Genomic DNA, 1,453 nt, shown 5'->3' on the forward strand with positions numbered 1-1,453 from the left:
CCCGGGCGTGGTGGTGGGCCCGGGCGTGGTGGTGGGCCCGGGCGTGGTGGCGGGTGGTGTGGCTGCGAGGCGGTCTCGCCAGCGGGGGGCGAGGAGGAGGATGCCGGCCGTCGCGAAGACCGACAGGGCGAAGCCGTACGAGCGGGCGAGTTCGGGTGCGAAGAGGATCAGCAGGAGGATCGCCGCGGAGAGGGCGGCGACGCCGTCGCGGGCGCGGCCGGTGCCGAGGGCGATGGCGGCGACCAGGCCCATGAGGAGGGCTCGCAGGACGCTCGGGGAAGGTCGAGCCACCACGGCGAAGCCGATCATCGCGATGGCCGCCAGGAGAGCCCGGGCGGCCAGGGGCAGGCCCGCCAGGCGGGCGAGGGCCAGGGCCGCGCCGGCGACGATGGACAGGTTGGTGCCGCTGACGGCGTTGAGGTGGCTGAGCCCTGCTTCCTGCAGGTCTGTGCTGACCTGCGGGTCCATCCGGGAGACGTCACCGACGACGAGGCCGGGCAGGAGACCGCGCTGGTCGGCGGGTAGCACGTCGGCCGCCGCCCGCAGCCCGGCCCTGAGGGTTCCGGCGAGGGTGTGGACGCGGCTGGGCGCGGTCAGGACTCTGGGCGTGCCTCGGACCAGCAGGACGGCGCTGATCAGCTCCCCGGGGTCCGGCCGGGCAAGCCGGGCGGTCACCTCGACCTGCTGGCTCGGCAGCAGGGGGCGCCACTCGTCTCCTTGGGCGAGGACCAGGACGGGGGCTCGTACGGTCTGGCCGTGGCGGGGCGTCCGGTAGTGCTCCAGGGCGGCTGAGACGATGACCCGTTGCCGCCCGAAGCGGCCGGGCTTGAGCTCGGGGTCGTCCGTGAGGGTGATCCGGGCGACGACGGTCGCCTCCTTGGCGGCCAGGTCGGAGACGGGGCCGCTGCTGACGGCGTGCACGCGGAGGGCCACCGACACCGAGGCGGCGGCGACGCACACGAGGACGGCGACGGTCATGTCGCGCCATGGCCAGGGATGCTTCGGCTGCGCGCGGCGACTGCCGTGCGGGGCGACGGTGGCGCACCGGGACGTGACGAGGGCCGCGATGAGGGCGAGTGCGGCGACGGTCAGTCCGGCGAGGGGTGGGCAGCCCACGAGGATCAGCGTGGTGGCCCAGGCGAGCAGGGCGGGAGCGGCGAGGGCCCACGAGTGGCCGGCCGGTGGGGTGTCGAGGACGGTGAAGGAGGACAGGCGCGGGGACGCCTGGCCCGCCGACGGGGTGTCGAGGACGGTGAAGGAGGACAGGCGCGGGGACGCCTGGCCGTCCGACGGGGTGTCGAGGACGGTGAAGGAGGACGGGGGCGGGGACGCCTCGGGTCGGAGCCTGCGCATGTCAGACGCGGACCTTTCCCCTGATCTCGGCGTATTTTCTTGGGCCCAAACGTAATGAGGTACCTATAGGCCGAGAGTGACAACGGGCATCAGGTCCGCA

At 74.1% G+C, this 1,453-nt stretch carries 1 protein-coding gene; it reads right to left on the minus strand.

Annotated features, from left to right (window positions below):
* Window positions 1-1,353, minus strand: a 1,353-nt coding sequence (locus tag CXR44_RS04055; RefSeq protein WP_144069853.1) for a ComEC/Rec2 family competence protein, incomplete at its 3' end; no start/stop codon positions are given.
* Window positions 1,354-1,453 lie beyond the last annotated feature (100 nt).

It is taken from the genome of Nonomuraea indica, from assembly GCF_002850745.1.
Taxonomy (GTDB): Bacteria; Actinomycetota; Actinomycetes; order Streptosporangiales; family Streptosporangiaceae; genus Nonomuraea; species Nonomuraea indica.